19 protein-coding genes are annotated in these 19,398 nt (G+C 69.5%); 4 read left to right on the plus strand and 15 right to left on the minus strand.

The features are described from left to right. Window positions 1-81: 81 nt before the first annotated feature. The gene (locus NKG98_RS04945) at window positions 82-1,026 is read left to right on the plus strand and encodes a polysaccharide deacetylase family protein (protein WP_254769424.1); all 945 of its coding nucleotides are present in this window, start codon (window positions 82-84) and stop codon (window positions 1,024-1,026) included. A gap of 16 nt (window positions 1,027-1,042) precedes the next feature. Here NKG98_RS04945 and NKG98_RS04950 read toward each other — a convergent pair whose 3' ends face one another. Then, a complete protein-coding gene (locus NKG98_RS04950; RefSeq protein ID WP_254768554.1) occupies window positions 1,043-2,032 on the minus strand; it encodes a glycosyltransferase in 990 nt (329 codons plus the stop codon). Window positions 2,033-2,186: 154 nt separating this feature from the next. Between NKG98_RS04950 and NKG98_RS04955 the strand changes: the two genes are divergently transcribed. Then, complete coding sequence (locus NKG98_RS04955) at window positions 2,187-2,381, plus strand: zinc-ribbon domain-containing protein (RefSeq protein WP_254768555.1); 195 nt, start codon at window positions 2,187-2,189, stop codon at window positions 2,379-2,381. 13 nt (window positions 2,382-2,394) lie between these two features. Here NKG98_RS04955 and NKG98_RS04960 read toward each other — a convergent pair whose 3' ends face one another. From NKG98_RS04960 to NKG98_RS04985, 6 genes are all read right to left on the minus strand, one after another. Then, window positions 2,395-3,942: a flippase gene (locus NKG98_RS04960; protein ID WP_254768556.1), complete on the minus strand. Its 1,548-nt coding sequence runs from the start codon at window positions 3,940-3,942 to the stop codon at window positions 2,395-2,397. After that, window positions 3,942-5,561 carry an alkaline phosphatase family protein gene (locus NKG98_RS04965; RefSeq protein ID WP_254768557.1) on the minus strand — a complete coding sequence of 540 codons (1,620 nt, stop codon included), beginning with the start codon at window positions 5,559-5,561 and terminating at the stop codon, window positions 3,942-3,944. The genes NKG98_RS04960 and NKG98_RS04965 overlap by 1 nt, the downstream gene beginning before the upstream one ends. Window positions 5,562-5,757: 196 nt before the next feature. Beyond that, window positions 5,758-7,185: a nucleotide sugar dehydrogenase gene (locus tag NKG98_RS04970; RefSeq protein ID WP_254768558.1), complete on the minus strand. Its 1,428-nt coding sequence runs from the start codon at window positions 7,183-7,185 to the stop codon at window positions 5,758-5,760. Then, window positions 7,182-8,183, minus strand: a complete 1,002-nt coding sequence (locus tag NKG98_RS04975) for a Gfo/Idh/MocA family protein (RefSeq protein ID WP_254768559.1) — start codon at window positions 8,181-8,183, stop codon at window positions 7,182-7,184. The genes NKG98_RS04970 and NKG98_RS04975 overlap by 4 nt, the downstream gene beginning before the upstream one ends. Further along, on the minus strand, window positions 8,180-9,298 hold the full coding sequence (locus NKG98_RS04980; protein WP_254768560.1) for a DegT/DnrJ/EryC1/StrS family aminotransferase: 1,119 nt from the start codon (window positions 9,296-9,298) through the stop codon (window positions 8,180-8,182). The genes NKG98_RS04975 and NKG98_RS04980 overlap by 4 nt, the downstream gene beginning before the upstream one ends. After that, window positions 9,295-9,873 carry an acyltransferase gene (locus NKG98_RS04985; RefSeq protein WP_254768561.1) on the minus strand — a complete coding sequence of 193 codons (579 nt, stop codon included), beginning with the start codon at window positions 9,871-9,873 and terminating at the stop codon, window positions 9,295-9,297. The genes NKG98_RS04980 and NKG98_RS04985 overlap by 4 nt, the downstream gene beginning before the upstream one ends. Before the next feature lie 400 nt (window positions 9,874-10,273). Between NKG98_RS04985 and NKG98_RS04990 the strand changes: the two genes are divergently transcribed. Then, complete coding sequence (locus NKG98_RS04990) at window positions 10,274-10,807, plus strand: DUF7344 domain-containing protein (protein WP_254768562.1); 534 nt, start codon at window positions 10,274-10,276, stop codon at window positions 10,805-10,807. Window positions 10,808-10,958: 151 nt separating this feature from the next. Here NKG98_RS04990 and NKG98_RS04995 read toward each other — a convergent pair whose 3' ends face one another. The 3 genes from NKG98_RS04995 to NKG98_RS05005 all read right to left on the minus strand — a co-directional run bounded on the left by NKG98_RS04995 (window position 10,959) and on the right by NKG98_RS05005 (window position 13,277). After that, entirely contained in the window at window positions 10,959-12,185 is a 1,227-nt protein-coding gene (locus NKG98_RS04995) for a DUF1616 domain-containing protein (RefSeq protein ID WP_343230421.1), read from the minus strand. Between the two features lie 292 nt (window positions 12,186-12,477). Continuing rightward, window positions 12,478-12,753, minus strand: coding sequence for a PadR family transcriptional regulator (locus NKG98_RS05000; RefSeq protein WP_254768563.1), 276 nt, complete (start codon window positions 12,751-12,753; stop codon window positions 12,478-12,480). Between the two features lie 185 nt (window positions 12,754-12,938). After that, the gene (locus NKG98_RS05005) at window positions 12,939-13,277 is read right to left on the minus strand and encodes a winged helix-turn-helix domain-containing protein (protein WP_254769425.1); all 339 of its coding nucleotides are present in this window, start codon (window positions 13,275-13,277) and stop codon (window positions 12,939-12,941) included. Between the two features lie 572 nt (window positions 13,278-13,849). Here NKG98_RS05005 and NKG98_RS05010 point away from each other — a divergent pair. Then, on the plus strand, window positions 13,850-14,353 hold the full coding sequence (locus NKG98_RS05010; protein WP_254769426.1) for a helix-turn-helix domain-containing protein: 504 nt from the start codon (window positions 13,850-13,852) through the stop codon (window positions 14,351-14,353). A 78-nt stretch (window positions 14,354-14,431) separates the two neighbouring features. On the opposite strand, the gene NKG98_RS05015 is transcribed toward NKG98_RS05010, so the two are convergent. From NKG98_RS05015 to NKG98_RS05035, 5 genes are all read right to left on the minus strand, one after another. Continuing rightward, on the minus strand, window positions 14,432-16,288 hold the full coding sequence (locus NKG98_RS05015; protein WP_254768564.1) for a DUF7282 domain-containing protein: 1,857 nt from the start codon (window positions 16,286-16,288) through the stop codon (window positions 14,432-14,434). 376 nt (window positions 16,289-16,664) lie between these two features. Then, window positions 16,665-17,120 (minus strand): helix-turn-helix transcriptional regulator, encoded by a 456-nt coding sequence (locus NKG98_RS05020; RefSeq protein ID WP_254768565.1) that lies wholly within the window; start codon window positions 17,118-17,120, stop codon window positions 16,665-16,667. Between the two features lie 157 nt (window positions 17,121-17,277). Next, entirely contained in the window at window positions 17,278-17,481 is a 204-nt protein-coding gene (locus NKG98_RS05025) for a hypothetical protein (protein WP_254768566.1), read from the minus strand. Between the two features lie 371 nt (window positions 17,482-17,852). Beyond that, the gene (locus NKG98_RS05030) at window positions 17,853-18,212 is read right to left on the minus strand and encodes a hypothetical protein (protein ID WP_254768567.1); all 360 of its coding nucleotides are present in this window, start codon (window positions 18,210-18,212) and stop codon (window positions 17,853-17,855) included. 151 nt (window positions 18,213-18,363) lie between these two features. Beyond that, on the minus strand, window positions 18,364-19,341 hold the full coding sequence (locus NKG98_RS05035) for an NAD-dependent epimerase/dehydratase family protein (RefSeq protein WP_254768568.1): 978 nt from the start codon (window positions 19,339-19,341) through the stop codon (window positions 18,364-18,366). Window positions 19,342-19,398 lie beyond the last annotated feature (57 nt).

Below are 19,398 nucleotides of genomic sequence, written 5' to 3' on the forward strand. Positions count from 1 at the left end.
GCGGCGCCCGACCGCGAACAGGCCGATCATAACAAAATCCGCCGTTCGATTCCGTCGTGATATGCAACAGGTCACAGCGTGGTGGGTTCCGTGGGGAGCGTAGTCATCTCGCTGGACGCCGAACTCGGCTGGGGCTTTCACGACTTCGAGACGCCGCCGACGAACCGCGTCGAGAACGGCCGCCGCGGCTGGCGGGTGATGCTCGACCTCGCGGCGGAGTTCGACGTGCCGGCCACGTGGGCGGTCGTCGGCCACCTGATGCTCGACGCCTGCGACGGCGAACACGCCGACCACCCCGCCCCCGAGGGCTGGTTCGAGCGCGAGCGGACGACCTGGCGCGACCGCGAGGAACTCCGGTTTGCCCCCGACCTCGTCGAGGCGGTCCTCGACTCGCCCGTCGACCACGAACTCGGCTGTCACTCGTTCTCGCACGTCCTCTTTGGCGACCCGGCCACCTCGCGGGAACTCGCGACCGCCGAACTGCGCCGCTGTCGGGAGATCGCCCTCGAGTGGGACCGGTCGCTCGACTCGTTCGTCTACCCGCGCAACGACGTCGGCCACCGCGACGCCCTCGTCGAACAGGCGTTCTCGGCCTACCGCGGCCGGTCGCCGACGCCCGACGGCGTCCGGGGCGTCGTCGAGTCGGCGGTCGGCACCCGGTCGCTGCTGGTCGAACCCGAACTCGACGAGTTCGGTCTCGTGAACGTCCCCGCCTCGACGTTCCTGTTCGGCTTCGAGGGGCGGGCCAGAACCGTCGCGGAGTCGATCTGGGAGGACCCGATGGTCGCCGTCGCCCGCCGCGGGATCGACGAGGCGGCGGCCGGCGACGGCGTCTACCACATGTGGCTCCACCCGAACAACCTGCGCGGCCCGCGGGACGACGAGCGGATGCGGGCGATCCTGCGCTACCTCGACCGCCGGCGCTCGGAGACCTCGCTGGCCGTCGAGACGATGGGCGAGGTCGCCCGCCGCGTCCGCGCGACCGCGAGGCCGACGAACGCGAGCGTACCGGCCCGCCGGCGGTAGGTCGGAACCGGCGCGGTCACGCCTCGGTTCGGGGACCCGAACTCGACGCGGCGGCGGGGCGACGGGAGCGACCCGCCGCCCCCTCGGTGCCGACCGCGCGACGGTAGACCGCGAGCATCGCGTCGGCAGTCGCCTCGAGGCTCACCTCGCGGGCGGCCTCCCGGCCGTTCGACCGCCCGCCGCGTTCCAGGACCTCGGTCAGGCCGTCGACGAGTTCGCGGTCGGTCGTCGCGACCGTCGAGGGCGCGACGCCGGCGAGGCGCTCGCGGACGTCGCCGACGTCCGTTGCGACGACGGGGACGTTACAGGCCAGCGCCTCCTTGACCGAGTTCGGCGACCCCTCGCTGTGTGAGGTCAGCAAGAGCGCGTCCGCGGCGTTGACGTAGTCGGGGACGGCGGCGTGGTCGACGCCGTGGACGGCCCGCAGGCGGACCGGGCGTTCGAGGCGCTCGTCGACGGCCTCGACGACGCGACGCGCGAGCGGGTAGTTCTTCACCTCCCGCTCGGGCGCGTACGGGAAGAGGACGTGGTACTCGTCGTCGCTCCAGCCGACGGCCTCGCGGGCTACCGACCGGGATCGTGGGACGAACCGGTCGAGGTCGACCCCGTCGGGGATCACCTCGCAGTCGACCCCGAGCGCCTCGCGCATCGCCTCGGACATCACGACGACCTCGTCACAGAGCGGCGCGCAGGCCCGGCTGACCGGCGCGACGGGGCCGTGGACGTCCGACCCCCACAGCGAGAGGACGACCGGCGTCCGGACCTGTGCGAGCGCCATCGGCGCCGTCAGCCCGTAGTGGGCGTGGACCAGGTCGTACCCGTCGCGGGCCTCCCGGAGGACCTCCGGGACGAACCGGAGGTAGTCGAGCGGACTCCGGGAGTTCCCGGCGCCAGCCTCGCCGCCCACCGCGAGCGTCTCGAAGGTGACGCCGCGCTCCTCGAGGGCGCCCACCTGCTGGTTCAGAAACGGCGCGTCGGCGCTGTTCGTGAGGGTGAGGACGTGCATCTCCGGCTACGTACTCCGGGGTCGCCCCGTCGCTTTGTTAACGGCGACCTTCTCGGGCCGCCGCGGCCGCCGCGGACTCGTCCGGCGTTCCCGGTCAGTGGTTGCGCGCACAACGCTTATTCGCGCTCGCGAAAAAGTGGGGCCAGCGAGTTCTATGGGACTTTCAGATCTCCTCTCTGACCTGTGGCCGGGCGAGGGCACCGACGCCACGCCGGAGGCCGGCCCCGCGGACGGGACCGCCCGGAGTGCCGTCTACGAGTGTCGAAACTGCGGGACGACGGTCGACCCGGGGACGCGGCGCTGCCCGAACTGCGGCGCCGAGGAGATCGCTTCTTACCGGGTCGACTGAGTCGCCGGCCGTATCAGTCGGCCGACAGGGGGTCCGAGCCGCTCGATTCCGGGATCCACCGGCGGACGAACGGGATCTCGATCCCGGCCGCGTCCTCGACGAGGTCGACGACGACCCGGTCGTCGGGTTCGTAGCCGGCGACGATCGCGAGCGCGACGAGCGAGGCGAGGCCGCAGGCGACGAGGAACGGGAACAGCGTCAGCGGCGTGATCGTGATCCACGGCGAGAGCAACACGGTGGTCGGGAGGACGATCACCGGGAGGCCGACGTAGGCGCGGACCGCCGACGGCGAGAACGGGGTGATCCCGTACCGGACGGCGAGGACGCCACAGATGACGAGGTGGACGGTCAAAAGCGAGGTGACCGAGGCGACGCTCGCGCCGACGATGCCGTACTGGGGGATCAACAGGAGGTTGAGCGCGACGTTCATCGTCAGGCCGGCGACGTTGCCGACGGCGATCCAGGTGGTCGCGCCGACGGCCGACAGCGTCTCGCGGTCGCGGCCGGCCGCGGCGCTGACGAAGAAGCCGACCGCGAGGATCGGGAGGATCTGCCCGGCCGCGGTGTACTCCGGACCGAAGACGATCCGGATCGCGTCGGCGGGAAAGACCACGAGCAGGACGAACGCGGGGAAGGTGACGACGTAGACCCACTTCGTCGTCGTCGCGTAGATCGAGTCGACCTCGTCGCGCTCGCCCTCGGAGTCGAGTCGGGAGGCCATCGGCAGGTAGAGGAAGCCGAACGCGGTGAGCACGACGAGCAGGCCGCCGGCGAGCGGGTAGGCGGCGTCGTAGAGGCCGACCTCGCGCGAGGTGCGGAAGTAGCCGAGCATCAGCGTGTCCGTCCGCGTGAGCAACACGCCGACGACGGTCGACACCACCAGCGGCGCCGAGAAGCGGACGAGTTCGCGCGTGTGCGTCCGAACCGACCCGCGAAGCGGCAGCAGCCGCGACAGCAGGTAGTGACCGACGACGAACGTGAGCACCGCCGCCAGGAGGTAGGCGATTCCCGCGGCGACGATGCCCATGCCGGCGACGATCAGCGCGGCGATCAGCCCGATCCGCAACAGCGGGTCCAGCAGGTCGTGGGCGGCGGTGTAGTAGACGGTGTTCTCGTGGCCGCGGACGGCCGCGATCGCCACGCGGAAGCCGACGACGAACGGGAGCGCGACCGCGAGCACGCGGACGTAGGTGACCGCCACGTCGGCCTCGAACAGCCGGTCGGCGAGAAACTCCGCGCTCGTGAACAACGCGGCCGCGAACGCGAGCGCGAGCGTCATGGTCACCGCCAGTCCGCTGACCCAGACGCCGCGGCGGTCCTCGACGTCGTCGTACCGCGGGACGAACCGCGAGACGCCCTGCGTACAGCCCGCGAGCGCGAACGTCGTCGCGAAGGTAAGCAGCGCGATGCCGATGCTCACCTCCCCGTAGGCCTCCGGCGAGAGCAGTCGGCCGACGACGACCCGCTCGCCGAGTTTCGCCGCCGACGCGACGATCCCGCCGACCATCACCAGCGCCGCACTGGAGAGCAACGCCGACAGTTCGCTCGCTCGCTCCGACATCAGAGGTAGCCCAGGTCTTCGAGGCGTTCGGTCACGGCGTCGTCCTCACCGTCGCTCGACCGACCGCCCGCCGTCGCGTACGCGACTTCGCCGTAGTCGGCGCGGGTCGGTTCCGTCGCGAGCAGCCCCGGCGGAACCTCGCCGGTCATCGCCGACGGGACTGGCCGACCGAGCAGCGCCATCGCGATCGGCGCCACGTCGGTCAGCGAGAGGCGTTCGGGCGCCGGGCCCGCGACGTCCGGCCCGGCGCCGAGGAAGACGCCGTCGCGCTTGTGGTCGTGGTCGTCGACCCCGATGAACCGCCGGCCGTACAGCGCCGTCGAGACGGTGTGGTTCATCCCGGCCGGCAGGAAGCAGACGTCCGGCGCGCGCGACGCCGCGGGGCCGTCGTAGAGCCGTTCGCGCTCGCAGACGAACTCGAAGGCGGGGTCGCCGTCCGGCGTTTCGAGGTCCGAGAGGATCCCGATTAGCTCCTCGCGCACGTCGTCGTAGTGCGACGGCGGGACGACCCCCTCGGGTTCGCGGCCGGCGAGGTTGATCCGGACGCCCATGCGGGTCCCGTCGGGACAGTACGCCCGCGAGTTCCGCCAGTCGACGCTCTCGCCGGCGACGTCGCCGATGGAGGCGGGCGCGATCCGGAGGAGAGCCTCGCCCAGTCCGACGCGCTCGGCGGCGTCGTAGACGTCGACGGGGCTGACGCCGACCCGGTCGGCGAGGCGGCCCCCCGCGAGCAGCGCCCGTTCGAGCGCGCTCGGCTCCGGGGCAGTCTCGACGCCGACCAGCGACGACTTCTCGCTCGACAGCGTCGGCCGCTCGTCCTCGTCGGCCGGTTCGACGAAGCCGTGCTCGCGGAGCACCTCGTTGACGTAGATCCGGTAGCCCGTCACCGGCCCGATGCCGTGGTCGGAGCAGACGACGACGTTCGTCCCCTCGCCGACGGCGTCGAGGACGTCGCCGAGGAACCGGTCGGCGGCCTCGTAGACCGCGCGGAACCGCTCGTCGTCGTCGAAGTTGTGGAACACGGCGTCGGTCTTCTGGACCTGCAGGACCGCGAGGTCCCACTCGTCGTCGAGCAGTTCGAGGCCGGCCCGCCGGCGCTGGTCGAGCAGTTCGAGGTAGCCCTCGAACTTCTCCTCGGGGTCGTCGGAGATTTCGCCGCGGGAGTAGATCGCGTACTCCTCGCCGATCGCCGCCGAGAGCGCCTCGCGGATCGCCTCGGGGTGGCCGGGTTCGTCGTCCGGCGCGAGGTAGCCGGGGACTAGCGTCCCCTCGATCGGGTCCGCCGGGTGGGTGACGGGGACGTTCATCACGATCGACCGCGCGCCCGCCTCGGAGAGGTAGTCCCACAGCGCGGGCCGGTCGACGTCCCGGCGGGTGACCAGACTCCCCTCGTCGGGGTAGGTGTCGTACTCGAAGAAGCCGTAGACGCCGTGGTGACTCGGGTCCGTCCCGGTGTACATCGACGGCCACGCGCTGCCGGTCCACGGCGGGTGAGTCGATTCGAGCGGCGCCTCGACGCCCCGCTCGCGGAGGGCCGCGAAGTTCGGCAGCGAGTCGGCGTACCGGTCGAGGTACGTGAAGTCGAGCGCGTCGAACCCGAGGACGACCGTCCTCGTCATCGGCTCACCTCCCGACGGGACCGGACGCGGGCGGCGTCGGTCCCGTCGATCCGCCGCACGAACGGCTGACTCGGTGGCTGCATCGTCCGGGGAGAACACCGAGCCGTCCTTTGTTATCGATCGGTTTCAGTCGGGCGTCGCCGAGTCAACGCGTGCGTGTCTCGGTTCGGGGGTGCCTACCGCCGCCGGAGCGGGGTCAGCGGCGGGGGCGGCCGCCGTCGGTCCGCCGCGGCGTCGGTGTCGCCCGGTCGCGGCCGCCCTCGTCGTAGACGACCGGCCGGTCGCCGGCCGCGCCGCCGAGGACGTACCGGCGGTGGTCGGTGTCCGCCAGCGACAGCGCGTCCCGGCCGTCGACCACGAGCATCGGTTCCAGGGCCTCCCAGTCGATGCGGTCGAACGCCGCCTGCGCGGTCACGAGGACCGCGGCGTCGAACGCGCGGCCGGGGAGGTCCTCGACCGCGACGGGGCGGGCGCCGAACTCGCCGGGATCGACGAGCGGGTCGACGCCCCAGACCTCCGCGCCGGCGTCGGTCAGCCGCTCGACCACGCCGATCGCGGGCGACGAGCGCGTCTCCGCGACGCCCGGCCGGTAAGTAAAGCCGAGGACGAGCACCGACGCGTCCGCGAGGGCGACGCCCTCGGCGGCGAGTTCGCGTTCGAGCAGGTCGACGGTGACCCCGGGCATCGCCTCGTTGATCCCCCTCGCGGTCCGGGTGAGTTCGAGGTCCCGGCCGACCCGCGAGAGCAGGAAGTACGGGTAGTTCGGGATGCAGTGGCCGCCGACGCCCGGTCCGGGGTCGTGGAGGTGACACATCGGGATGTCGTTGGCGGTCTCGATCGCCTCGCGGACCGAGACCCCGAGGTCGTCGGCGGCCGTCGCCAGTTCGTTCACGAGCGCGATGTTGACGTCGCGGTAGACCCCTTCGAACACCTTCACCGCCTCCGCGGTCGTCGCGTCGGAGACGACGTGAACCGCGTTGTCGGTGATCTCGTCGTAGAGCGCCGCGGCCGCGCGGGCGCTCTCGTCGTCGACGCCGCCGACGACCTTCGGGTACCGCCCGCGGATGTCCCGCAGGGCGGTCCCCGAGGCCGTCCGCTCGGGGCAGAACGCGACGCCGAACTCGTCGGGGTCGAGGCCGCTCTCGGCGGCGAGGTGGGGGACGAGGACGTCCCGGCAGGTCCCCGGCGGGAGCGTCGACTCGGCGATCACGAGGTCGCCCGGCGAGAGGCCGGCCGCGATGTCGTCGGCGACCGCCTCGACGGTCGTCAGGTCGGGGTCGTCCCCGTCGTCGAGCAGCGTCGGGACGATGACGACGTGGACGCGCGCCTCGGCCGCCGCGGTCGCCCCGTCGGTCGTCGCCCGCAACCGGCCGCGCTCGACCTGTTCGGCGACGAGGTCGTCGAGGCCGGGTTCGCCGGCGACGTGGCTCTCGCCCGCGTTCACGGTCTCGACGACGTCCGGGTCGACGTCGACGCCGATCACGTCGCCGGCGACGTCGGCGTAGACGGCCGCCAGCGGCAGCCCCATCTTCCCGAGGCCGTAGACGGCGACGGGAATCTCGCCGCTCGCGAACGCCTCGCGGCGCTCGCGGGCGGACGCGGAGCCGTAGGGCCCCGCGCTCATTTCGCGACCACCTCGGGCGCGCCGCGGCGGACGAGGTCGTCGATCCGGCGGACCGTTTCGAGGGCGCGCACGCCGTCCTCGGCGGTCACCGGCGGCTCTCCGCCGGTCCGGACGGCGTCGACGAACGCCCGGAGTTCGCGCCGCAACGGTTCGCCGTTCTCGACCCGCGGGCGCTCGACGACGCTCTCGTGGCGGTAACGGCGCGTCCCGTCGTCGGTGACGTACTCCGGGTAGGAATCGCGGTGGATCAGCACCGACTGCTCGAGGTAGTCCACCTCGACGAGACACTCCCGTGCGGTCACGGTCAGTTTGCGCACCTTCTTCTGGGTGCGACGGCTCGCGGTCAGCGAGACGATGGCGTCGCCGTACTGCATCGTCGCGGTGGCGTACTGGCCGTCCTCGGTGCCGGCGGCGGCGATCGAGGCCGGCGCGGCGTCGAACAGCGAGCCGACGACGTCGACGTCGTGGATCATCAGGTCGAGGGTGACGTCGTCCCTGTCGGTCCGGTCGACCGGCGGCCCGAGGCGTTCGCCCTCGACGGCGATCACCTCGAGGTCGTCGATCAGTTCTTCGAGGGTCGAGACGGCCGGGTTGAACCGCTCGACGTGGCCCACCTGCAGGACGAGGTCGGCTTCCGTGGCTTTCGCGGCGAGCCGTCGGCCCTGCTCGGGGGAGTCCGCGATCGGTTTCTCGACGAGGACGTGGACGCCGGCGTCCAGACACGCCGACACGGTCTCGAAGTGTGCGGCGGTCGGGACGGCGACGGTGACGACGTCACAGGTATCGAGCAGTTCGTCGAACTCGAAGGCGTCGGCGCCGTAGGCGTCGGCTACCGCCCGCGCCTGCCGCTCGTCGAGGTCGGTGACGCCGACGAGGTCGACGTTCCGGAGTTCGCCGTAGACGCGGGCGTGGTTCTGCCCCATCGCGCCCACGCCGACGACGCCGGCGCGGAGGGGGGTCGCGGTCGACTCGGTCCGTGCGGAGGGTGCATCGCTCATCGTGCGTCGAAGTGGTCGGCGATCGCGGCGACGACCGCGCGTGCGTCCTCGTCCGAGACGTTCGGGTGGACGGGGATCGAGAGGACGGTCTCGGCCGCCCGCTCGGTGCGCGGGAGGTCGGCCGCCGCCGTGCTGACGGTCTCGTAGGCGGGCTGGCGGTGGATCGGCGTCGGGTAGTAGACGGCGGTGTCGATCCCCCGCTCTTCGAGCGACGCCGCGAGCGCGTCGCGGTCGCCGGTCCGGATCGTGTACTGGTGGTAGACGTGGCGGTACCCCTCGGGGACCGTCGGCGTCTCGACCGGCAGATCGGCGAGGCGCTCGTCGTAGACGTCGGCGGTCTCCCGGCGCGCCTCGTTGAACTCGGGGAGGCGCTCGAGTTGGGTGCGGCCGACGGCGGCGGCGAGGCTCGTCATCCGGTGGTTCGAGCCGAGGCGGACGTGCTCGTAGCCGCGTCCGTCCTCGCCGACGTCCCGGCCGTGGTTGACGTAGCTTGCGACCCGCTCGGCGACGTCCGCGCGGTCCGTGGTCACCATCCCGCCCTCGCCGGCGGTCGCGTTCTTCGTCGGATAGAACGAGAAACAGGCGGCGTCGCCGAGGCTCCCGACGCGCCGGCCGTCGATCGCGGCGCCGTGGGCCTGACAGGCGTCCTCGACGACGATCAGGTCGTGCTCGTCGGCGACCCCGCGGATCGCGGGCATCTCGGCCGGCAGCCCGTAGAGGTGGACCGGCAACACGCCGGCGACGTCGTCGCGCTCGCGGGCGATCCGGTCGACGGCGGCCGGGTCGAGGGTGTACGTCTCCGGGTCGACGTCTGCGAAGACGGGCGTGGCGCCGACCAGTCGGATCGCGTTGGCGCTCGCGACGAACGAGAACGCCGCGGTCACGACGGCGTCGCCCTCGCCGACGCCGAGGGCTTCGAGGGCGGCGACCAGCGCGGTCGTCCCGTTCGAGGTCGCGACGGCCTCGTCGGTCCCGCAGTAGCGGGCGAATTCCTCCTCGAAGGCCCTGACTTCCGGCCCGTCGGCCAGGTGGCCGCTCTCCAGTACCGCGTGGACCCGGTCGTAGGCGGCCTCGCTCAGGTCCGGGTCGGCGATCGGCACCGATCGGTCGGTCATGCGAGTTGGTTCGGCCCGTCGAGGGGGTCGGGGAGCGTTCGCGTCGTCGCCGGCGCGCCGACGGCCAGCGTCTCCGGCGGGACGTCCTCGGTGACGACGGCGCCGGCGGCGACGAAGGCGTTCTCGCCGACGGTCACCCGCGGCAGCAGCGTCGCGTTCGCGCCGATCGAGGCGCCGTCTTCGATCGTCGGTCCCTCCAGGCCGGCGTCGGTCCGGATCGGGTACTCGTCGTTCGTGAGCACCGCGCCGGGGCCGACGAAGACGTTGCTCCCGACGGCCGTGTCCGTCGGGACGTAGACGTTCGTCTGGAGGCTGACGTGGTCGCCGATGGTCGTCCGGCCGTCGATCACCGTCTTCGTCCCGACGAGGACGTCGTCGCCGATTTCGGTCTCCTCGCGGACGAGGACGTCGTGGCCCGTCGCGAACTCGTCGCCGATCGTGACGTCGCCGTAGACGATCGATCCGGCCCGGATCGTCGCGTCGTCGCCGATCCGCGTCGGTTCGTCGAACTCGCCGTAGCCGACGGTCGCGTCCGCGTCGATCGAACAGCCGTCCCCGCAGACGTACCGGCTCACGGCCGCTCACCTCCGGGGGTCGCGTCGCGGTAACGTGTCTGTAGTACAGTCATCTGGAATCGATACCCAGCGAGGGCAGTCGTCCGGATACTTCCGGTAACGACGCTTTGTTATCCCCGTCCTGACGCGTCGGTAGCCCCGAACTACACGACCGGCCATCGAGCGCGCGCGGAACGCCCGCGAGGGGACGACGGCCGGCCAGCGCCGGCGAAATAGCTCATTCAACCGACAAAACACGTCGGCGCTCGCGTCAGTCATCGGATCCGACGGGTACAAGCGGCTTTCGACGGGGTAGACGCGTGATAGTAAAGTGTCACACTGTGGCACTGATCCCCGTGAGGCATCCGAAGACTCCCGTCGCTGCGAGGCCGGGCACGCACCCGCCTGCACGAGGTCGCCGATGACCGACGCCGGCCTCACGCAGGCGGAGCTGTTCGACGTGTTCAGCAACGCCCGCAGACGACGGACCGTCGAGTACCTGAAACGGCAGAACGGCTCCTGTGACCTCTCGTCGCTCGTCGAGCACGTCGCGGCGTGGGAGAACGACGCCGACCCGGAGGAGGTGACCCGCGCGCAGCGCCGGCGCGTCTACATCTCGCTGTACCAGACACACCTCCCGATGCTCGAGGACCACGGGATCATCGACTGGGATCCCGACGGCCACGAGATCGAGTTGCTGCCCAGCGAGGAGACGTTCGAGCCGTACCTCGACGGCGTCGGGGACGACCGCCCCTGGCACTACGCCTACGCGACCGCGACCGTCGCCGCCGCCGTCGCGCTGGGGCTGTCGTGGCTGTCCGTCGGGTCGCTGTCGGTCGCGCTCGCCCCGTGGGTCGCGCTCGCGCTGTGTTGTGTCGTCCTCTTCCTCGCGCTCGCCCAGCGCGTCTCGCGGCGCTCCAGCCTCCCCGTCCTCGTCCCGCTCGTGCGCCGCTAGGTCGGGCCGTCGTTCGCCTCCGCCCGCCGCCGTCGCCGCCCGACAGCGACGGCTCACGGCCGACAGACCGGGCGGCGAGAGGAACGGACCGCGGAGAGCGTCGAACGCGCGCTCGGCGGCCGACGCTCGCGAGAGTCGCCGGCCCGGTTCGTCACTCGTCGTCTTCGTCCTCGTCGTCGAAGAGGTCGTCTTCGTCCTCGTCGTCCTCGTCGTCGAAGAGGTCGTCGAAGCTGAACGAGTCGTCATCGTCGTCATCGTCGTCCTCGTCATCGTCGTCGCCACCCGCGTCTTCGCCCCCGCCGTCGTCCTCGTCCGTTCCGGCCTCGTCGCCGCCGTCGCCGCCGCCGGCGCCCTCGTCGGCCGCCGCGGACGCGGCGTCCTCGTCCTCGGCGACGGTCGTCCAGAAGTAGACGTCCTCGTAGGCGTTCTCGTTGGTCGGCTCCGCGGGCGGATCGCCCTCGAACAGCAGGAAGCTGACGCGGACGGTCTCGCCGGGATCGGCCGTCGGGGTGACCTCTCGCTCGGCGGTCACCCAGCCCCCGTCGCCGTGGGTGACGAGCACGTCGACGGTCCGGAGTTCCGTCCGCTCGACCACCTCCCCGTCCTCGATCACCTGCTCCTGAACGACGAGCGTGTACTCGGTCTCCTCGCCCTCGTAGTTCTCCACGACGAACGTGACGGGGATCGACTCGCCGGGTTCGACCGCGTCCGGGAACGCGCCGGCGACGAGTTCGCCGCTCTCGTCTGCGGTGTAGATCTCCAGTTCGCTGTAGCTGCTGGCGGACATCGGCGCGACGAACGCCACGAGCAGCGCGCCCGCGGCCGCGACGACCGCGAGGACGAGCAGCACCGAGGTCGCGGTGGCGACGGCACCCTCCGTCGACTCGCGGAGCCGCCGGATCGCCAGCAGCGGCGACACCGTGTACCGGTCGGGTTCGGGTACCCGAAGCCGGCGGACGGCCCCGACCTGCGCGAGGGCGACGGCCACGAGCGCGAGCGCACCGACGACGGGTTCCGCGGCCAGTCCCCGGTCGGCCAGCGGCAGCGCGAGGACGGCAAGCGCCGCGACGATCAGCGAGAGCGGCACCGAGAGGCCGAGGCGTTCGACGGTGTCGATCCCGCCCGGCCGCCGCTCCACGGCGGTCGCGGCGTCGGGCCGGGCGCGACGGGCCTGGGCCGGAAAGAGCGCCGAGACGAGCGCGTATCCCGGGAGGACGGCCACGAGCGCGAGCGCCGCCGTCAGCCGGAGGGTACTCCCCGTCGGGTACGCCGTCGCGGCGAGGTACCCGAGGACCGCGAGCACCGAGACCGCCGCGAGGTCCGTCGGATACCGGAGGACGTACCGGAACCGCGTCTCCGTCTTCGTCCGCAGGCTCATCCCGAGATCACCGCCGTCGACTGTCTCGTCGTCCGATTCGACCGCACGCCGCGCAGTCGCGTCGACATTCGTGGATCGTTCACCGAGTCGTAACTATCCGGCTTTGTTATGAGCGAGTTACCCGCGGCGGGCCGTCCGCGGGGAAAACGATCGGACGTCGCGACGCGACCTGAATCGACGGGACCCGACCGGCCGGGCGGGAGCCGCGGGGGCTCGACTCGGGACGGCCGCGGGTGTCGCGGCTACAGGCGAGTGCCCCCGAGAGCGGCGCGCGAGGCCCGGCGTCGAGCGGTCAGAAGTCGACGTACTGCTCCTCCCACTCGCGGCGTTCGTGAATTCGCTGGCGACCCTCCTCGGTGATCGCGTAGTAGTTCGTCCGTCGGTCGAGCTGGCCTTTCTCGACCAGCTCCTTGTTGACGAGGGTGTCGAGGTTCGGGTACAGTCGTCCGTGGTTGATCTCGGAGCTGTAGTACTTCTCGACCTCTTCTTTGACGCTCTGTCCAGACGGACGGTCCGCACCTGCGATCACGTACAGGAGGTCCCGCTGGAAGCCGGTCAGGTCGTGCATTGCTCAATCACGTGGACCGTTCCGCTGACTGGATATTTGTTATCCGCATCATACAGGCGTTTCACGCCTCATTTCATACTAACAGAGGTGAACGAAACTGTTCGTTCGCGTGACTTCCGTTCGCGGACGGAGGTTCGACGGCAGAGAGGAACTCCGGTCGCTCACGCCCGAACGGCGCCGATCCGTCAGGATCGCTCCTCGGGTCGCGAGACGGAGACGTCGATCCCGTCCGTTCCTATCTCAACGCTGAGGTGATCGACCGTCGCCTCGTACGCCGTCGTGTGCGTGCCGTCCTCCTCGAAGCGGATGCACTCCGCGAGCAGGTCGCTCTCGAGGAGGTTGTTGATTCGTCGATAGACCGTCGCCGACGAGCAGTCGGTCCGCGCGGTCAGTTCCTTCGCGGTCCGCGGACCGGCGCTCGTCGCGACGAGAATCGTCCGCGCGCACTCGTCGCCGAGGACTTCGAGCTGTGCCGCGGGCTCGACGCCCGATTCGGTTCTCGCGTCGTTCGCCTGTGTTGACATCGTTCGTGTTCCCATCGTCGGTCGGTTCGCTCCCGCCGCGCGGGAGGACGCTGTACGCAGCCTCTCGTGTCGACCCGCCTCGGTCGGACACACCACCGTCACGTTCCAGCGGTTCAACCGGTAATCGAAGGAGGTATTTTATAACGACCTACCTTACAGCCGGAAGGACGATCGTTACTCGCCGAAATTCCACATTTCGAAGCGGAAACGACCGGTTTCGACGCGCCGACGTCCTCGGCAACGTGGATTTTATCGGGCGAACACACCGCAATGCGGGTGAATCGACGTTGAGCGCACGGACGCCGCATCGTCGCTCGTCGGCGCCGTCGACGGGGCTACGCGGCCGAACGTCCGATCGAAACACCGTGTTTACCGGTCGCCCGAACTCCCTCGCCCAGTGAACAGTCTACGTCCTTTATTCGCATCAGTCGACGCTGATAGTAGTGACGCCCGGGGCGCCCGTCCGGGTCGCCGGCACCACCGCGGGCGGGCACCGGGTACGGACGCACTGCTCGAGAGACGGACTCGGCGACAGGAGGCCACGACCACACCATGAAACCGACACGAATCAACTGTCGGTTCAGACGAGCCGGTCGGGGCAGCTCGAGGAAAGCGAGGTATTTCACATACTCGGCAACGATCGCCGGCGGGCGATCGTCCAGATCCTGGCCGAACGGCGGAACCACGTCGGCGTCTCCGACGTCGCCACGGAGATCGCAAGTCAGGAGTCGGACTCGACGCCCGTCCCCAACAACCTCTACAAGAGCGTCTACGTCTCGCTCCAGCAGACGCATCTCCCCCAACTGGAGGAGGACGACGTCATCGAGTACGACCCCGAGGGGAAGACGATCTCCCCGGGGCCGCACTTCGACGACGTGCTCACGTACGTCGACGGCGACCACGGCGACGGGGCGGCCGTCCTGCGCCTTCACCTCGGCCTGTGCGTGTTCGGCCTCGCGCTCATCGCCCTCACGGGACTCGACCTCCCCGTGGTGTCCGCGCTCGATCCCGTCCTCGCGAGCGTCTTCGTGTTCCTCGTCGTCGCCGCGAGCAGCCTCTACTCCTTGCTGGGTTGACCGCCCGGGCCACGCGGGCGACGCCTCTCACCGGTCGTCGGTCGCGAGAAAAGACCCCCGTCCGTTGGGATAGGTCCCTCAGGTGGCGCCGATCAGCAGCGCCTCGTCGTCGTCATCGTCGCTGTCGATGACGGTGTCGCCGTCGTCGTCATCGTCGACGGTGTCGTTCTCCTCGTCCTCGTCGTCGTCGAGGTCGTCACCCTCGGTCAGTTCGATGAAAGCGACCTGTCCGAACTCGTCGGTGAGCACCATGTGGACGTAGTCGCCTTCCGCGATTCCGGTGGTGTCGACCTCGAAGACGACCTCGTCGCTCTCACCGCCGTCGAGAGTCACGTCCTGTGACCCGGCGAGGTCACCCTCCAGCCGGAACTGGACCTCCTGGGTGTCCTCCTCGTCACCGGGGTTGGAGATGGTCGCCGTGACCTCGATGGTCTCGCCGACCTCTGCGCTCTCGGGCGCGTCGAGACTCTCGACGGTGAACGACTCACCGGTCACGTCGTCGAGTTCGTCCTCCTCGTCGGTGACGTTGTCCTCGTCGTCGGTGATATTGTCGTCGTCGAGTTCGTCCTCCTCGTCGTCACCGATCTCGGTTTCTTCGTCGTCCTCGTCGGTGATGTTGTCCTCGTCGTCGAGTCCGTCATCCTCGTCGTCGAGTTCGTCGTCCTCCTCGTCGTCACCGATCTCGGTTTCTTCGTCCTCGTCGGTGATGTTGTCGTCGTCGAGTTCGTCGTCCTCCTCGTCGTCGAGTTCGTCGTCCTCCTCGTCGTCACCGATCTCGGTTTCTTCGTCCTCGTCGGTGATGTTGTCGTCGTCGAGTTCGTCGTCCTCCTCGTCGAGTTCGTCGTCCTCCTCGTCGAGTTCGTCGTCCTCTTCGACGACGTCGGCGTCCTCGAAGAGCCCTTCGAGATCCTCGGCGTCGACGTCCTCGCCGATGACGAGCACGGTGACGTTGGCGTTCGAAGCATCGACGTTCTCGACGGTCAGTTCCTCGACGACGATGAACACCGGCTGATCTTCGGGGAGTTCGTCGAGGTCGTCCTCGTCGAACTCGTCTCCGTCGAGTTCGTCGTCCTCGTCGTCACCGATCTCGGTTTCTTCGTCCTCGTCATCGAGGCCGTCGTCCTCGTCATCGAGTTCATCGTCCTCGTCATCGAGGCCATCGTCCTCGTCATCGAGGCCATCGTCCTCGTCATCGAGGCCATCGTCCTCGTCTAACTCATCGTCCTCGTCGTCGAGTTCATCGTCCTCGTCATCGAGGCCATCGTCCTCGTCTAACTCATCGTCCTCGTCGTCGAGTTCATCGTCCTCGTCATCGAGGCCATCGTCCTCGTCTAACTCATCGTCCTCGTCGTCGAGTTCATCGTCCTCGTCATCGAGGCCATCGTCCTCGTCTAACTCATCGTCCTCGTCAAGTTCGTCGCCGTCGACGGCGTCGTCTTTGACCTTGTCTTTGCTGACGTCGTCGTCACCATCGACGCGGTCCGCGTCGTCGTCCGTGACGTTGTCGTCCGTGACGTTATCGTCCGTCACGTCGTCGTCGACGACGTCGCCGTCGACGGTCACCAGCGCGACGTCGGTGACGGGTTCACCGTCCGGGGTCAGGTACGGCCCGTCCTGCTGGCCTTCGAGTTCGACGAAGTCGTACTGCTGGTTGTTGTTCGTGTCGCGGTGGGGCATCGCGATGAGCTCTTCGTCCTCTTCGAGCGGCTCGTCGAGGGTGACCTCGACGTTCTCGTGCGTGCCCTGACCGAGATACTCGGAGACGCCGATGACGCTTCCGATGACGTTACCCTGGAGCAGGGTGCTGTCGTGAATCGCCACGAAGCCCCCGCTCGCCATCGTGACCTCGTCGACGACGACGGTCTGGCCGTCGCTCGCCTGATCTTCGAAGGTCACCCAGGCGCTCTGCCCGTCGGGCGCCTCACGGTCGTCCATCGATACGTCCCCGTCGTCTTCGTCTACGGCATCGTCCGCCTGCGCGTCCTCGGACACGTTGTCGTCGGACGCGTTGTCGTCCGTGTGTTCGTCTACGCCTATACTCGCCGTTACGCCTGTCTCGTCGGAGTGTGCGTTGCTCGCTGCCGACGGGGCTGCCGCGACCGCCATCGCCCCGCTCGAACAGACAAGCATCAGCGCAGTGACCACGACGAGTAGCTGATTGCCTGCGTTCATGTTGTGCCGCGAAGGCATTCGCCAATCGTCTATTCGGCGCATAAACGGACGCAACCATTACGATGAGAAACGGGACAATGCGACGGGTGAGGTCGCCTGCGGAACGATTACAGCCCGAGAAAACGTCTATTGAGGCCGATCACTCCCCGCCGGTCGTCTCCGTCGACTGCGAGGCGGCCGGTTCGTGTCCCGGCAGGCAGACGAGGTTCTCGCGGCCGAGACGGAGTTTCGTAACCTCGCCGTCCTCCTCGAGATCGGCGAGCAGGCGGCTCACCTTCGCCTTCGACCACTCCACCGAGTCGACGATCGCCGACTGTTTCATTCGCCCGCCGTTCTCCTTGACGAGTTGCCGGACTCTCTCCCGATCGGTCACGAACTCCTCGTTCGCGGGGGCCGGCGAGTCGGTTCGTTCCTCGGAGCGTTCGAGTCGGTTCCGGATGACCAGCACGCCGCCGAGCAGCGCCAGGGCGACGATGCCGAGCAGCGCCGCGAGGTGGGGGTCCCCGCCGACTTGCGCGAGCGGACCGACGGCGTCGCTCCCGGTCAGTCCGGACCGGACCTCGGCGACGACGTCGACTCGGTAGTGATAGTTCATGACGTCTCGGCGGTGTTCGTGGGGGTCTCCGCTCGCTTCGTCGTCGGGAATCGACGCGACCGGGCCACAAAGTATTTTTTATAATTCAATTATTGTTATTATATTATCTGTATATCTGGAAGTACAACACGTCCGTGGCTCCCCATGGAACTCGTGATCAGCCGGGAGGTGCGGTCGCGAGCGGTTCGTCCTCGACGGCCGCCGGTTCGAGGGCGGCGGTCCCGTTCTCCTCGTCTTGCGCGCCGGGGTCGTCGGTGGCGTTGTCGCCGTCGGTGTCGTTCTCCGGGGCCTCTCCGGGGCCGCCACAACCGGCCATCAGGACGGCGAGCGCGATCGCGACGACGATGAGCGTCCGTTTCATGTCACGACGATACCACCGGTTGGCCGACGCCGCAGATAAACACGTCAGGACGTTCGGGACCGCTAGTGCCGAGTTTGCGCGAGTTCGAGGCGGTAAGTATTTGATTCGACGACTCTCCGGCGAGCGGTGTCGTCGTCGGTATCGGCGGCGCAGGCAACGCCGCCCTCGGGTCGGGCCGCCGGCCGTCCCGATGCGCCTCGGTCGCCGCGGACGGGGAAGGCGCCCTCGACCGTCGCCTCGTACCGGACTGCGGTCGCGCGTACCGCTGGTCCCCACCGTCGAGCGGACCGTCCGAGAACGGGATTCGTAGAGAACAGGGGAAGTCGTTGCGGCCGGCAGGGCCGCGCCGGGAGCGAGACGGTCGACGGGCGTCAGACCCCCGGGACGCCGACCGCTTCGAACGCCGTGACTTCGAGTACGGCGAGGACGTACAGCACGACGAGCACTGAGAGCCACGCGACGACGGTGATCGCGGCCGCCTGCACCCACCCGCCCGGGTACCGCGCGTTGACGACCGCGAGGTACGCGAGCAACACGAGCAGCGGGCCGAGAAGCGGGATCCAGCCGAAGAAGAATCCGACGATCCCCCAGACGATCGCCCCGATCAGCGCCGTTACGAGGGCGTACGTGTAGTCTTCCGTGTCCACGATTACCCTCGCGCCTACGTAGATGCCGAGCGCGCCGATCAGCAGGCTCACGGCGAACACGATCAGGCTGTCGACGAGTGCCATACGGCAAACCGGAGCCCGCACGCCGATAGTTATCGTCGGTCTACACGTCACGGGTCCCGACCGTCAGCGGCCGATGCGAGTCGCAGTGCGACGCTGACGCCCGACCGCCATCGGCGGGTGCGACGGAAAGGCCGAATTCACCCGCCCGCCGTCAGCCCGTAGGGCCGCCCCCGGCCCCGCGGTTCGCCGGGACGTCGACCGCGCGGTCGTCCGGGCCGCACGCGAGGTCGCTGATCCCCGATTCGAGGTCGACGCGGGCCTCGAACCCCAGTTCCCGGCGGGCCTTCGAGACGTCGGCGACGCTGTGGCGGACGTCGCCCGGGCGCGCCTCCTCGTGGACGATGGGCGAGGCGGAGTCGGTCGCCTCGCGGACGACCTCCGCGAGGTCGCGGATCGACGTGCGTTCGCCGGACCCGACGTTGTACGCCTCCCCCGTCCGGTCGGTCGTCGCGGCGACCAGGTTCGCCCGTACGACGTCGCCGACGTGGACGAAGTCGCGGGTCTGCTCGCCGTCGCCCTCGACGGTGATCGGATCGCCCGCCGACGCCTGTTCGAGGAACGTCGAGATGACGCTGCTGTACGGCCCCCGCTGGCGCGGGCCGTAGATGTTGAAGTACCGCAACGCGACCGTCGGCAGGTCGTAGAGGTCGGCGTACCGCCGCGCGTAGTGGTCGAGCGCGAGTTTCTGGATGCCGTACGGCGAGGTGGGTTCCTTGCGTGCCGTCTCCGGTACCGGGAGTTCCGCCGGGTGGCCGTAGACGGCCGCGCTGGAGGCCACGACCACCCGCGCGTCCGCCAGCCGCGCCTGTTCGAGGACCATGAGCGTCCCGTCGAGGTTCGTCCGGTCGCTCTGCCGCGGGGCCTCGACGCTCCGGGGGACGCTGACCAGTCCGGCCTGGTGGAAGATCAGGTCGACGCCGCTGGCCGCCCGCTGGAGGGCGATCGGATCGCGGACGTCACCCTCGACCAGCGTCGCGGCCTCGTGGACGTGCTCGCGCCGTCCCGAGGAGAGGTCGTCGAGAACGCGGACGTCGTTGTGGGGCGCGAGCGCGTCGACGAGGTGGCTCCCGACGAAACCGGCCCCGCCCGTCACGAGAATCGTCCGATCTGCGATCGGTGGTGAGTCCATCGCGTCCGGTGACGGCGACCGGCCCGTTTAGTATACCACTCGTACCGTCGCTTATCG

This window comes from Salinilacihabitans rarus, assembly GCF_024296665.1.
Taxonomy (GTDB): Archaea; Halobacteriota; Halobacteria; order Halobacteriales; family Natrialbaceae; genus Salinilacihabitans; species Salinilacihabitans rarus.